Source organism: Vibrio sp. 10N.286.52.C3 (genome assembly GCF_041468865.1).
Lineage (GTDB): Bacteria > Pseudomonadota > Gammaproteobacteria > Enterobacterales > Vibrionaceae > Vibrio > Vibrio crassostreae_C.
Window position 1 is genome coordinate 88,590 of record NZ_JBFRJM010000006.1, and the last position, 14,325, is coordinate 102,914.

General features: G+C 45.8%; 11 protein-coding genes. 5 read left to right on the top strand and 6 right to left on the bottom strand.

Features of this window, described 5'->3' with window-relative positions; genetic code table 11:
• Window positions 1-100: 100 nt before the first annotated feature.
• The 3 genes from AB4138_RS03200 to argE form a co-directional block, all read right to left on the bottom strand.
• Entirely contained in the window at window positions 101-640 is a 540-nt protein-coding gene (locus AB4138_RS03200; RefSeq protein WP_017061141.1) for a PadR family transcriptional regulator, read from the bottom strand.
• A gap of 373 nt (window positions 641-1,013) precedes the next feature.
• Window positions 1,014-3,650, bottom strand: coding sequence for a phosphoenolpyruvate carboxylase (gene ppc, locus AB4138_RS03205; RefSeq protein WP_017063683.1), 2,637 nt, complete (start codon window positions 3,648-3,650; stop codon window positions 1,014-1,016).
• 252 nt (window positions 3,651-3,902) lie between these two features.
• Window positions 3,903-5,039 (bottom strand): acetylornithine deacetylase, encoded by a 1,137-nt coding sequence (gene argE / locus AB4138_RS03210; RefSeq protein WP_009848891.1) that lies wholly within the window; start codon window positions 5,037-5,039, stop codon window positions 3,903-3,905.
• 153 nt (window positions 5,040-5,192) lie between these two features.
• Between argE and argC the strand changes: the two genes are divergently transcribed.
• The 4 genes from argC (at window position 5,193) to argH (ending at window position 10,545) form a co-directional block, all read left to right on the top strand.
• A complete protein-coding gene (gene argC / locus AB4138_RS03215) occupies window positions 5,193-6,197 on the top strand; it encodes an N-acetyl-gamma-glutamyl-phosphate reductase (RefSeq protein WP_017063685.1) in 1,005 nt (334 codons plus the stop codon).
• 12 nt (window positions 6,198-6,209) lie between these two features.
• Complete coding sequence (argB, locus tag AB4138_RS03220) at window positions 6,210-6,998, top strand: acetylglutamate kinase (RefSeq protein WP_017063686.1); 789 nt, start codon at window positions 6,210-6,212, stop codon at window positions 6,996-6,998.
• Window positions 6,999-7,111: 113 nt separating this feature from the next.
• A complete protein-coding gene (locus AB4138_RS03225; RefSeq protein ID WP_017061137.1) occupies window positions 7,112-8,323 on the top strand; it encodes an argininosuccinate synthase in 1,212 nt (403 codons plus the stop codon).
• A gap of 347 nt (window positions 8,324-8,670) precedes the next feature.
• Entirely contained in the window at window positions 8,671-10,545 is a 1,875-nt protein-coding gene (gene argH / locus AB4138_RS03230; protein ID WP_017061136.1) for an argininosuccinate lyase, read from the top strand.
• Window positions 10,546-10,806: 261 nt separating this feature from the next.
• Here argH and AB4138_RS03235 read toward each other — a convergent pair whose 3' ends face one another.
• Window positions 10,807-11,055, bottom strand: a complete 249-nt coding sequence (locus tag AB4138_RS03235; RefSeq protein ID WP_050642919.1) for a DUF3624 domain-containing protein — start codon at window positions 11,053-11,055, stop codon at window positions 10,807-10,809.
• Between the two features lie 87 nt (window positions 11,056-11,142).
• On the opposite strand from AB4138_RS03235, the gene AB4138_RS03240 reads away from it, so the two are divergent.
• On the top strand, window positions 11,143-11,490 hold the full coding sequence (locus tag AB4138_RS03240) for a RidA family protein (protein ID WP_004729674.1): 348 nt from the start codon (window positions 11,143-11,145) through the stop codon (window positions 11,488-11,490).
• 323 nt (window positions 11,491-11,813) lie between these two features.
• Here AB4138_RS03240 and AB4138_RS03245 read toward each other — a convergent pair whose 3' ends face one another.
• Complete coding sequence (locus tag AB4138_RS03245) at window positions 11,814-13,280, bottom strand: dihydrolipoyl dehydrogenase (protein ID WP_372304965.1); 1,467 nt, start codon at window positions 13,278-13,280, stop codon at window positions 11,814-11,816.
• Window positions 13,281-13,555: 275 nt separating this feature from the next.
• Window positions 13,556-14,284, bottom strand: a complete 729-nt coding sequence (locus AB4138_RS03250; RefSeq protein ID WP_017061133.1) for a glutathione peroxidase — start codon at window positions 14,282-14,284, stop codon at window positions 13,556-13,558.
• Between the last annotated feature and the right edge of the window lie 41 nt (window positions 14,285-14,325).

Sequence of the window (14,325 nt, forward strand, 5' to 3'; positions counted from 1 at the left end):
CATTTCAAATCCTATAGATACAAAAAAGGCTTGGACTCTAAGAGTTCAAGCCTTTTGCTTTTCTAGCTTCTAGCTTCTAGCTTCTAGCTTCTAGCTTAACTTAAGCAAGAGCACCAAGTTCAAGCAGTACTTCTTCAGCCCATACAATCCATGCTTCACGGATAAGTAGGTTACGACGAAGAGTAAGACGCTCAAGGCGTGCTTGCTTGTCTAGAGTTGATGGCGTTGCGTAGTAAGCCGCTTCGATTTCACGGTAGTGAGAAACCAGTTTGCGAGACTCTTCTACTAGCTCAGCAAGTTGTACACGGTAAGCGTCAGAAGGTTGTACAGCACAAGCCATTAGCTTAGCTGAGAACTCGTCACGAACGGTTGGGTGTGCAGTTGGTTGTTCAAACCATTCACCTAGCGCGCCACGGCCAGCATCAGTGATAGAGTAAACTTTACGATCAGGTTTGCCTTCTTGAGGCTCAAGCACGCAAGTTACCTGGTCGTTCTGAGCCATTTTATTTAGCTCGCGGTAAACTTGTTGATGGCTAGCTTTCCAGAAGTAACCAATGCTTGCGGAGAATTCTTTTGTGATATCGTAACCAGTAGCATCGCGTGTACTTAAAACGGTTAGAATTACGTGTGGTAATGACATGTCTGAAATCCAAATGGTAAACAGTAAACAAATACTTAAACAACAAGTGTGCTTCTAATGGCACGTTATATTGGTTATGTCTAAGTAGCACCAACTCATCGGTTGGTTATGTCACCTTACAAAGCCGTTTATCACCTAGGTTGACCAGTTTATTGGTCAAGTTGCTGCAGATTATTTTTTTGGAGTGCTTCCGCAGCGGAGCAGTAGTATATCTAAATAATAAGCATAAAGTAGAATACATGGACAAAATAACCCAAAAAACTGACAAAATACTTACTAGTGGTTATCTGGCGAAATAAAAAGGCCGCACATGGCGACCTTTTGTTCTTTTTGAAGATGTAAATTCTGATCAGGTTATAGTAGGAATCACTAATTAACCAGTATTTCGCATACCTGCTGCAATGCCTGCAATCGTCACCATTAGCGCTTCTTCAAGCTCTGCTGGTGGTGTTTCACACTTACGAGTACGGTAAAGCAGTTCAGCTTGAAGCATGTTTAGTGGCTCAACGTAGATGTTACGTAGGCGGATTGACTCAAGTCCCCAAGGGTCGCTCTGCATTAGGTTCTCGTTGTTCTCAACATTTAGCACGGCTTTGATGTCTTTTTGCAGCTGTTCACGCAGTAACTCACCTAATGGTAATAGCTCTTCGTCAACAAGGCGTTGGTCGTAGTACTTAGCGATTTCCATGTTGCACTTCGAGTACACCATTTCCAACATACCGAGACGGGTAGAGAAGAACGGCCACTCGCGACACATCTCTTCGAGCAGGGCTTGATGGCCTTGATCTACAGAGTACTGAATCGCTTCACCAGCGCCTAACCATGCAGGCAGTACCAAACGGTTTTGGCTCCAAGAGAAGATCCATGGAATCGCACGTAGGCTTTCTACGCCGCCGTTCGGGTTACGTTTCGCAGGGCGAGAGCCAAGAGGCAGTTTACCTAGCTCCAGTTCAGGTGTCGCTTGACGGAAGTAAGGTACGAATTTCTCTTCGCCACGAACCACGTTGCGGTAAGCCTCACAAGATACTTGAGATAGCACTTCCATTAGGTCGCGCCACTCTTGTTTTGGCTCAGGTGGCGGCAGAAGGTTCGCCTCTAGAATCGCGCTTGCGTAAAGGTTGAAGCTGTTTACAGCAACGTCTGGTAAGCCAAGTTTAAAGCGGATCATTTCGCCTTGCTCTGTTACACGTAAACCGCCTTTCAAGCTCTTAGGTGGCTGAGAAAGAAGAGCAGCGTGCGCCGGAGCACCACCACGACCAACCGTACCGCCACGACCGTGGAATAGAGTCAGTTCAATGCCTTCTTCATCACAAACCTTAACCAGTTTGTCCATTGCATCATATTGAGCCCAACCTGCAGACATTACGCCCGCATCTTTCGCTGAGTCAGAGTATCCGATCATCACCATTTGGTGATTCTGGATAAAGCCACGGTACAAGTCGATGCTCATTAGCTGTTTCATCACTGCTTCTGAGTTGTTCAAGTCGTCTAGCGTTTCGAACAGTGGACACACGTCCATGCGATACGGGCAACCACACTCTTGCAGCAGCAAGTGAACAGCCAGTACATCCGATGCAGTACGAGCCATAGAAATCACGTAAGCGCCGAAGGCTTCACGAGGTTGAGCAGCGATGACCTTACAGGTGTCTAAAACCTCTTTAACCTGTTCAGATGGCTCCCAATCACGAGGAAGTAGTGGGCGCTTAGAGCTTAATTCATTGGTTAAGAAAGCAATCTTGTCTTGCTCGCTCCACTGGTCGTAGTCGCCAATGCCTAGGTAGCGAGTCAGTTCAGACAGCACATCTGAGTGACGTGTACTTTCTTGACGAACATCGAGACGCACTAGGTGTACACCGAATGCTTTTAGGCGGCGCAAGGTATCAAGTAGAGAACCGTCTGCGATTACGCCCATGCCACATTCGTGCAGCGATTGGTAACACGCGTAAAGCGGTGTCCAAAGTTGGTCGATGTTCTGTAGTGTTTCTTTCTTCGGTACTTCAGCATCATGCAGTTTTGCATCGAGCACTTCTAACGTGTTGTTCAGCAGAGTACGTAGGCTCTTTAGGATTGCTCGGTAAGCTTCGTGTTCATCACCTGCTAGCTCACGAACGGCATCATTACACTTAGTCATCGACAGTTCGGTAATCAGCTCGTTTACGTCGCCTAAGTAAAGATCGGCAGCTTTCCAACGAGATAGGCGCAGAACTTCCTTAGTGATGGTGTGCGTTACGAATGGGTTGCCATCGCGGTCACCGCCCATCCAAGATGAGAAGTGTACTGGGCGTGCATCGATCGGCAGGCCTTCACCAAGATAACCTTTTAGTCGGCCATCCATTTCACGTAGGAAGTCAGGAACGGCTTCCCATAGAGAGTTTTCTACAACCGCAAAGCCCCACTTAGCTTCATCAAGTGGCGTTGGGCGTTGTTGACGAATCACATCTGAGTGCCAACCTTGAGCGATCAGTTGCTCTAGGCGGCGTTCGGTTTTCACGCGCTCTTTGTGTGATAGGTCGCTTAATTCTAATTTAGACAGACACTCGTTGATCTTAACTAGCTTGTTGATCATGGTGCGACGAGTGATTTCTGTTGGGTGTGCAGTCAGAACGAGTTCAATGTTCAGGTCGCGAACGGCTTGAGCCGCGTCTAGCTTGCTGATGTCATTCTGGTTTAATTTGGAAAATAGAGATTGCAGCACGTCTGGTTCACAAACATGCTCCTCACAGTGGCGAGAGATGGTGTGGTACTGCTCTGCCATGTTGGTGAGATTGAGAAATTGGTTAAATGCACGAGCAACAGGAGTGAGTTGTTCGTTCGGCAGGTTTTTGATTTCTTCAACTAGGCTGTCACGGTCAGCTTTGTTGCCTGCGCGGGCGGATTTGGAAAGTTTACGGATAGTCTCCACTTTCTCTAAGATAACGTCACCATGTGCATCTTGGATTGTGTTACCTAGCAAGCGTCCCAGCATGCTTACGTTACTCTTGAGAGCGGCGTATTTCTCGTTCATTGTCATCCTGCCTCGTAAAAAAATTACATCCATTGTTCCTTGTTAAGTACACAATCTAGCGAAAAGTGCTGTATCTAGTCAAATAAAGCATTCTAAGTTTGCAATTATTAGTTTTCGAAATGCGGGAGAAGTAAATTTCCCAATAGTTCGGAATTAAAGTGAAATTTAATTACAAGATCAGGCTGTGTCTGGGATAACAGAATAAAAGCCACCTTTTCGGGTAGCTTTTATACGAAAATATTGGAAGAAAAGTAATAACTAGAAACAATATTTGCGGATCGACTTACTCAGAACATCAATCGTTGGATCGATAAAATCGAAGCTTAGGAACTCATCTGGTTGGTGAGCTTGGTCGATTGAGCCTGGACCCAGCACTAAGGTTGGGCAAAGTTCTTGAAGGAAAGGTGCTTCTGTACAGTAGTTCACGGTTTGTGATTCAGTTTCGCAAACTGATTCCATGCCACCGATAAATGGATGGTCATGTTGGCACTCGTAACCCGGGATAGGTTCGTGCAGTGGCGTAATCTCAATTCTGCCCGGCCATTTTGCTTCTACTTCTTTGAGTGCGCTGCGCAGCATGTTATCCAAACCATCTAAGCTGATACCCGGTAAAGGACGTACATCGTAGTGCAGCTCACAGCAACCACAGATACGGTTCGCGCTGTCGCCACCGTGAATATGGCCAAGGTTTAGAGTGGGGCTTGGAATTGCGAAACCCGGGTGGTGATACTCTTTGACTAGCTTGTCACGCAGTTGCATTAAAGCGAACAACACTTCATGCATGATCTCGATGGCGTTGACACCTAATGCAGGATCAGAAGAGTGACCTGATTTACCCGTTACTCGCACAGCGTTAGCAACATGGCCTTTATGGCCACGAATCGGCACAAGGCTGGTTGGCTCACCAATAATGCAGTAATCCGGTTTAAACGGTGCATTTTCAGTGAAATGACGCGCACCCAGCATGGTGGTCTCTTCGTCACAGGTTGCCAATACATATAGCGGCTTGGTCTGTTTGCTCCAATCCATCTTCTTTGCCGCTTCATAAACGAAAGCGAAAAAGCCTTTCATATCGGCTGTGCCTAATCCATAGAAGCGATTGTTGTGTTCTGTTAGTGCGTGAGGGTCGAAGTTCCAACGTCCTTCATCAAATGGCACTGTGTCGCTGTGTCCTGCGAGTAGCAAGCCACCTTCGCCCGATCCCATCTTAGCGACCATATTATGCTTGCCGGGTTCGACTTCCACGACTTCAACGCTAAAGCCTACGTCTTTAAACCATTGAGCCATTTTTTCGATCACTTTCTCGTTGCCATGATCCCAGCTTGGATCGGTCGAGCTAATAGAGTCTGTGGAAATTAGGCCTTTGTAGACCTCAAGAAAACTCGGTAATTGCATAATAACTTCACTTCTACTATTGACAGGAAAACCATAAGTCGGTAAAACACATATTAAATCATATTTAATGCATAAGAAATCAAATAAAGCTAAAAATTAAGTATGAATAGTCAAATTTGAAATGTAACTTACCTCAAAAATGGATGTGTTGAGATGTTGAAAACCACGATCATTGGCGCAAGCGGCTACACAGGAGCAGAACTGGCTCTAATGATAAACAGACACCCTGAGCTCACGCTATCAGGTTTATATGTCTCAGCCAATAGTGTAGACGCAGGTAAACCTATTGCGGCACTGCACGGTAAGTTAGCTGGTTTGATTGATATGCCAGTACAACCTTTAACAAATCCGGAAGAAGTAGCTAAACAGTCTGATGTGATTTTCTTAGCAACGGCACACGAGGTTAGTCACGACCTAGCGCCAATCTTTCTAGAGAACGATTGCCAAGTCTTCGACCTATCGGGAGCATTCAGAGTTAAAGGCGAAAACTTCTATCAAGAGTTTTACGGTTTTGAACATCAACACGAACAATGGCTAGACAAAGCGGCTTACGGTTTAGCGGAATGGAACGAACAAGAAATTAAAGAAGCTCAGCTTGTCGCTGTCGCGGGTTGTTACCCAACGGCATCACAACTGGCGATTAAACCTTTGGTTGAGGCCAAGTTACTGGATGAAAACCAATGGCCAGTGATTAACGCGACTAGCGGTGTGACTGGTGCAGGCCGCAAGGCGACGATGGTTAACAGCTTCTGCGAAGTAAGCCTGCAAGCTTATGGCGTCTTCAATCACCGTCATCAACCTGAAATGGCTGCACATTTAGGATGTGATGTGATTTTCACTCCACACCTCGGCAACTTTAAGCGCGGTATTTTAGCGACCATCACCATGAAACTGGCTGAAGGCGTGACAGAACAACAGATACAAGATGCCTTTGAACAAGCTTACCAAGGTAAACCAGCAGTGAGACTACTCGAAGAGACACTGCCAAGAATTCAAGATGTAGAACAGACACCTTTCTGCGACTTAGGTTGGAAGGTTCAAGGTCAACACATCATCGTTGTTTCAGCGATTGATAACTTATTAAAGGGTGCATCTAGCCAAGCGATGCAGTGTTTAAATTTACGTTATGGTTTTGCGCCATTAACTGCGTTAGTGTAAGGAAATCTAGATATGAGCCTTAATAATCAACCATTAATCATAAAGTTAGGTGGCGCAGCGCTATCTTGTGGTGAAACACTTAGCAAGTTATTTGGTGCTATCTCTGCTTACCAACAACAGGCACAACGACCAATCGTGATTGTTCACGGTGGCGGTTACCTTGTTGATGATTTGATGAATAAGTTGAATCTAGAAACCGTTAAGAAAGAAGGGCTACGTGTTACTCCTTATGATCAGATCCCTGTGATCGCTGGTGCACTAGCGGGCACGGCCAACAAACTACTTCAAGGTCAGGCAATTAAAGACGGTATCAATGCCGTTGGTTTAAGCCTAGCAGACGGTGGTTTATGCAAAGTGAGCGAACTGAACCCTGAACTGGGCGCGGTAGGAAAAGCGGAGCCGGGCGACTCAACCGTTCTGCAAGCGATTCTTAATGCGGGCGCACTGCCAATCATTAGCTCAATTGGTCTTACTGAGCAAGGTCAACTGATGAACGTCAATGCCGACCAAGCTGCGGTTGCCGTTGCGGGCGCACTTGATGCTGAACTGGTACTGCTTTCTGATGTAAGTGGTGTGTTGGATGGCAAAGGCCACCTCATTCCAAGTCTTAATCAACAGCAAGCCGATGACCTTATTGCCGGCAAAGTGATTACCGACGGCATGATCGTTAAGGTTCAAGCTGCACTAGAAGCCGCTAACGACCTTGGACGACCAATCGAAGTTGCCACTTGGCGATACCCAGAAAAGCTAACACAACTGTTTTCAGGTAAAAGCATAGGAACACAGTTTTTACCTCAGTAGGTCTCACAACGAGTCACTACTTAAAGAATTTAGACAAATTAAATAAACATATAATTATGAAGTCATTTCCAACGCTGACCGCCATGTGCAGTATGGAAACTAGGAGAAAGAAAATGAGCAAAGTTAACGTAAAGAAAGTTGTAGTAGCCTACTCTGGCGGTCTAGACACATCAGTAATCATTCCATGGTTGAAAGAGAACTATGACTGTGAAGTGGTTGCGTTTGTTGCGGATGTTGGTCAAGGCGACGAAGAGTTGATTGGTATCGAAGAGAAAGCAAAAGCTTCTGGTGCATCTGAGTGTTACATCGCAGACCTTAAAGAAGAGATGGTTGCTGACTACATCTACCCAACGCTGAAAACGGGCGCTTACTACGAAGGTAAATACCTACTAGGTACGTCGATGGCGCGTCCAATCATCGCGAAAGCACAGGTTGAAGTCGCACGTAAAGTAGGTGCAGACGCACTGTGTCACGGCTGTACTGGTAAAGGTAATGACCAAGTTCGTTTTGAAGGCGCATTTGCTGCACTAGCACCTGATCTACACGTAATTGCACCATGGCGTGAATGGGATCTAGTGAGTCGTGAAGAGTGTCTAGATTACCTGGCTGAGCGTAACATCCCTTGTACGGCTTCTCTTACTAAGATTTACTCGCGTGATGCAAACGCATGGCACATCTCAACAGAAGGCGGCGTTCTAGAAAACACATGGAATGCACCTAACGAAGATTGCTGGGCTTGGACTGTAGACCCTGAGCAAGCGCCAAACGAATCTGAAACAGTGACGCTTAAAGTTGAAAAAGGCGAAGTGGTTGCGGTTGATGGCGAAACAATGACGCCATACAACGCACTGGTTTACCTAAACGAGAAAGGTGCTAAGCACGGTGTTGGTCGTATCGATATCGTAGAGAACCGTCTTGTTGGCATGAAGTCTCGTGGTTGTTACGAAACTCCGGGTGGCACAATCATGATGGAAGCACTGCGTGCAGTAGAGCAACTGGTTCTTGATAAAGCGGCATTCGAATTCCGTGAAGAGCTCGGTGTTAAGGCTTCTCACCTTGTATACGATGGTCGTTGGTTCACTCCACTATGTAAGTCAATCCTTGCCGCGACAGAAGAGCTAGCACAAGACGTGAATGGTGAAGTGGTTATCAAGCTTTACAAAGGCCATGCAACGGTGACTCAGAAGCGTTCTGACAACAGCCTGTACTCAGAAGAGTTTGCAACCTTTGGTGAAGATGAAGTTTACGACCAAAGCCATGCTGAAGGCTTCATCCGCCTTTACTCGCTATCAAGCCGTATCCGTGCTTTGAATAGCCAAAAGTAATCCTAACAATGAGTTAGTGAGCTAGCCTTTGATGAAAGATTGAAAGTTAGTAAACAGACATTATTATGCAAAGCCCATTCACTATTGATTAGTGAGTGGGCTTTTTACTTTCTATTTGCCTAATAAATCAGCTTCGGTTTTTCCTATCGGATGGCATATAATTCGCGCTCCACGCTAAAAATAATCAATGGATTGAACTGTTGGTGAATAAATATGTGAAAATAATGAATTAATACTTTATTTTCATTTTGAATTGCCGTAAGTTTAAACCATCAGAAAAATACTGAATCTTAATCAGAATTATCATTTGCAAAAACAGTGAGCACTGTGCAATTAGGAGATACACAATGGCATTATGGGGCGGTAGATTTACCCAAGCAGCAGACACCCGGTTCAAAGATTTTAACGATTCTCTTCGTTTTGATTACCGATTGGCTGAGCAAGACATTGTGGGCTCAATTGCCTGGTCTAAAGCTCTACTGTCGGTCAACGTATTAACAGAAGAAGAGCAACAGAAGCTTGAGTTAGCGCTGAATGAGCTAAAACTTGAGGTGATGGAAGATCCTGAACAGATTCTACGTTCTGATGCAGAAGATATTCACAGCTGGGTTGAGCAGCAACTTATCGGCAAAGTCGGTGACTTGGGCAAAAAACTTCACACTGGCCGTTCTCGTAACGACCAAGTGGCGACAGACCTGAAACTATGGTGTCGTCAGCAAGGTAACCAACTGCTACTGGCATTGGATCGCCTACAAAGCCAAATGGTGAACGTTGCTTCTCAGCATCAAGAAACCGTGCTTCCTGGCTACACTCACTTACAACGTGCTCAGCCGGTAACTTTTGCTCACTGGTGCTTGGCTTACGTTGAAATGCTTGAGCGTGATTATTCACGTTTGAATGATGCGATTAAGCGTCTAGACACATGTCCGCTGGGTTCTGGTGCCCTTGCTGGAACAGCTTACCCGATGGACCGTGAAGAGTTAGCTCACAACTTAGGTTTCCGTCGTGCAACGCGCAACTCTCTAGATTCAGTTTCTGACCGCGACCATGTGATGGAGCTAATGTCGATTGCTTCTATCTCTATGCTTCACCTTTCGCGTCTTGCAGAAGATATGATTTTCTACAACTCAGGTGAATCAAACTTCATCGAGTTAGCGGATACCGTGACGTCAGGTTCATCTCTGATGCCACAAAAGAAAAACCCAGATGCGCTAGAGCTTATCCGTGGCAAAACTGGCCGTGTTTACGGTTCATTAGCGGCAATGATGATGACAGTAAAAGCTCTGCCTTTGGCGTACAACAAAGACATGCAAGAAGATAAAGAAGGTCTGTTCGACGCTTTAGATACTTGGAATGATTGTATGGAAATGGCAGCACTCTGTTTTGACGGCATTAAAGTGAACGGCGAACGTACACTTGAAGCCGCGAAACAAGGCTACGCGAACTCAACTGAATTGGCTGATTACCTAGTAGCGAAAGGGATTCCTTTCCGTGAAGCTCACCATATTGTTGGTGTGACGGTAGTGGCGGCGATTGCTAAAGGCTGTGCATTAGAAGAATTAACCATCGCAGAGATGAAAGAGTTCTCTGAGGTGATTGAGGAAGATGTGTATGACATCCTGACCATTGAATCGTGTCTTGAAAAACGTAGCGCGCTAGGCGGTGTATCTCCACAGCAAGTGGCTTACGCGGTTGACCAAGCTGAGAAACGTTTATCACAGCGTGATACGTCCATCGTCAAGGTTCGTCCTGCTCGTCTGACCGATATTGAAGCGTTGGAAGGTATGGTCGCTTACTGGGCGAACATGGGTGAAAACCTACCTCGTTCTCGTAATGAACTGGTGCGTGATATTGGCTCGTTTGCGGTCGCAGAGCATCATGGTGAGGTGACAGGTTGTGCATCACTCTATGTGTATGACTCTGGCCTAGCGGAAATCCGTTCACTGGGTGTCGAAGCTGGCTGGCAAGGTCAAGGGCAGGGTACCGCAATTGTGCAGCACTTGGTTGAGAAAGCGCGACAAATGGCCATCAAGAAGGTGTTTGTGCTGACTCGTACTCCAGAGTTCTTTATGAAGCATGATTTCTTACCAACATCGAAATCTCTGCTGCCTGAGAAGGTACTGAAAGATTGTGACCAGTGTCCTCGTCAACATGCGTGTGATGAAGTGGCATTGGAAGTGAACTTGGTAGAGCAGATAATTGCTAAGGTTAATGTTGCATAAGGCATTGATTTTATAGCTCCTAAAAAAAAGATCAAAAATCTGATCTTTTTTGGGAACAAACTAAGAAAAGCCCGGTCTATTAAAGTACCACTGCTTTTTCTTAGAATTTTCTAAGAAAGCCCTAGAATCGATTGGTTCTGGGGCTTTTTTCTATCTGCTGTTCGGGAAATGATGATGGCTTGCTAGGTCGGGTCATTTAATTGGGCACCTAGCCTTTATCGCTTATCTAGCCTTTATCACTTATCTAGCAAAGTCTCTCTGTTAACGCTTTTTGTTCCTTAAAGGCAGCACGACAAACTTCATTATCCAATGTAACGACAGCAAGCCACTGAATGCGAAAGCGGCCATCATCAACGCGATGGCATTGATGGTTTTTGGGTCTTCTCTGAAAAATAGCCACCATACTCCCCAACTCAAAATCGACAACACCATCAGCTGATTCATGCAACGCTGGCAGCGACCGAGTTTGTTACGGATTTTTTCACTTTTATTGCAATGAATGCATGTCATCTTGGGTTTGATTCGCGTTATGCTTGTTGCCCTGATAATAACACGTCACAAGATATTGGATCACGGTGACACAGAGAGAGAAAGTCGATGATTGAGCGCCAAGAAACCAAACAACGCATGAGCCGTATTGTGAAACACAACGGCACTATCTACCTATGTGGCCAAGTGTGTGCTGATGCAACCAAAGACATCACTGAGCAAACACAGACGATGCTGGATAAAGTGGAAGCGCTACTTGAGCAAGCAGGCAGCGACAAAGAGCACATGCTGTCAGCAACGATTTACTTGAAAGACATGAAAGACTTCCAAGAAATGAACGCAGTTTGGGATGCATGGGTTCCAGAAGGCCACGCTCCAGCTCGCGCATGTGTGACAGGCGACATGGCTCGCGAAGCGCTATTGGTTGAGATCTCTGTGATTGCTGCTGAGAAGTAATTGCTTAAAGCTTTTAGTGACGCAATGGCTTCAAGAGATTCCAGATACCTCGTCCCTCGGTTCTGGAATGACGAGTTTAGTTTTGGTTTAGCTGATGCGTCACTTTGATTTGCTTCAGTTTAGACGCGTTTTGAAAAGCACCGTTATTCTGGTTAGCTTCGCCTAGACGTGTATGAAAATTGCTGTCATTCCCGAGAGCGACGAAGGAGCGTAATCGGGAATCTATAGTTTACTCGTTGCCAAAAACAAAAAGGAAAGCCAATGGCTTTCCTTTTTAGTATCTAACGTTTGTTAACTGCTAATTGACTGGCGCTAGTCTGAGATTAACAGCCCGGGCCACAATCCAGACAGTGTTTCACCATCTCTGGACCTAGGTGCAGTTTCGCATTCAGGTCACGTAGCGCTGTTCGTACACCTTCTTCGATTACTGGGTGGTAGAACGGCATGTCTAGCATTTCAGAAACCGTCATCTTGTTCTGGTGTGCCCAAGCTAACAAGTGAGCCAAGTGTTCTGCGTTTGGTCCCATCATCTCAGCACCAAGGAAGCGGCCTGTACCTTGCTCGCCGTAAACGTGCAGAATACCTTTGTTGCGTAGCATCACTCGTGAACGACCTTGGTTCTCGAAAGACACTTTACCCGTTGCGAAACAGCCACATGTGCCTAAGCGGGTAGTGATCTCTTTGTACGTTTCACCAACCATCGCGATTTGTGGGTCAGAGAATACCGCTGAGATTTTAGAGCGGCGTAGGCCTGCACGAATCTCAGGGAAGCGACCAGCGTTGTCACCTGCAATGCGTGCTTGGTCAGCTGCTTCATGTAGTAGAGGCAGTTGGTTGCTTGCATCACCCGCAATGAATACTGATGGAAGCGATGTTTGAAGCGTGTAGTGGTCAGCGATTGGAACACCACGCTCATCAAGTTCTAGAGAGGTATTCTCTAAGCCAAGCTTGTCAGTGTTAGGGCGACGACCTGTTGCTGCTAGTACGTATTCAACGACGTTAGTTTCTAATTCACCTTGTTTATTGATGAACTGGATTTCGACACGTGGCTCACCCGATTCAGTGGTAATGCGCTTCATGCTTTCGATTTTCACGTCGGCATCGAGATAGAACTCTTCATTGAAAGCTTTATCTGCATAAGCCATGATCTCTGGATCAGTTACTGGGCCAACTTGACCACCCAAACCGAACAGTTTGGTCTTCACACCTAAGCGGTGCAGTGACTGACCAAGCTCAAGACCAATAACACCAGGGCCAAATACCGCAATCGATTCTGGTAAATCATCCCAGCTGAACACGTCGTCGTTAATGATCAGGCGATCGCCAAGCTCATTCCAAACGGCAGGGTATGCAGGGCGAGAACCGGTCGCGATAACAATACGCTTAGCGGTGACAACCGTGTGGTCATCAATTTGTAGCGTGTTATCGTCTAAGAATTTTGCGTAACCAGAGATCTTGTCTTGCTCTGGGATTTCATCAACGCCTTCTAAAACAAAACCAACAAAACGGTCACGCTCAAACTTCACTCGCTCCATCACTTCACGACCGTTAATCACGATATCGCCTTGTGGGTGAACGCCAAAAGCCGGAGCTTTCTCGATTTGGTGTACGCTTTCTGCAGCTGCAATAAGCAGTTTAGATGGCATACAACCAACGCGAGCACAGGTAGTACCGTAAGGGCCGCCTTCAATCATCACGACACTGTCAGTGTGTGCTTTTGCAGCGCGGTAAGAACCTAGACCTGCCGTACCGCCCCCGATAACTGCTACATCTACATTGACTTGTTTCATAATAATTTTCTCGCAATGGCTGAATTTAGTTTGAACGAACCCCTCCAACTCTGGTGATTTTTTTGAGAGTCAGGATAACGGGTCAGTTTTGTGATTCTGTTTTATTAGGTTTAGCTTGTGACTCTGCTTTTATTGCTAACTATAGGTTAGTAAAAGACAGGCGAGTCACCAGCTATATTCTTTTTCCCAAAACTCAGATAAGAGTGTTTGGAATAGCTAACCCACTAGAGGGTGGGTTAGCTGATACTTCTAAGCCTATATCGGCGATGAAGCGATTAGCCTAGGAAAGTTTCTAGTTCTTCACTACCACCGATGTGTTTGCCACCGATGAATACTTGAGGAACGGTAGTGCGACCAGAGATTGCACGTAGGCTTACTGTTGTTGCATCTTTACCTAGAACCACTTCTTCGTAGTTCAGACCTTTGTCGATTAGGTTCTGTTTTGCTTTCATACAGAAAGGACAGCCTGGCTTAGTGAACACTGTGATTGACTCTTGCTCTTTGTGCTCAGGAGCAAGGTAGTTCAGCATAGTGTCTGCATCAGAAACCTTGAACGGGTCGCCTGGTACGTCTTCTTCGATGAACATTTTTTCTACCACGCCGTTTTTAACCAGCATGCTGTAGCGCCATGAACGTTTGCCGAAGCCGATGTCGTTTTTCTCAACTAGCATACCCATGCCGTCTGTGAAATCACCGTTACCATCAGGGATGAATGTGATGTTTTCCGCTTCTTGGTCTGCTTTCCATGCGTTCATTACGAACGTGTCGTTTACAGAAACACAAAGGATGTCATCAACGCCGTTTTCTTTGAACACTGAATGTAGTTCGTTGTAACGAGGTAGGTGGCTTGAAGAACATGTTGGCGTAAACGCACCTGGTAGGCTGAATACGATAACTGTCTTGTCTTTGAATAGCTCTTCAGTAGTTACGTTAACCCATGCATCACCTTGGCGAGTTGGGAATGTTACTTGAGGGATTGATTGACCTTCTTTAGATGCAAACATATTGATTTCCTTAAATAGTATTTTTAATTTTGTTCTATCAG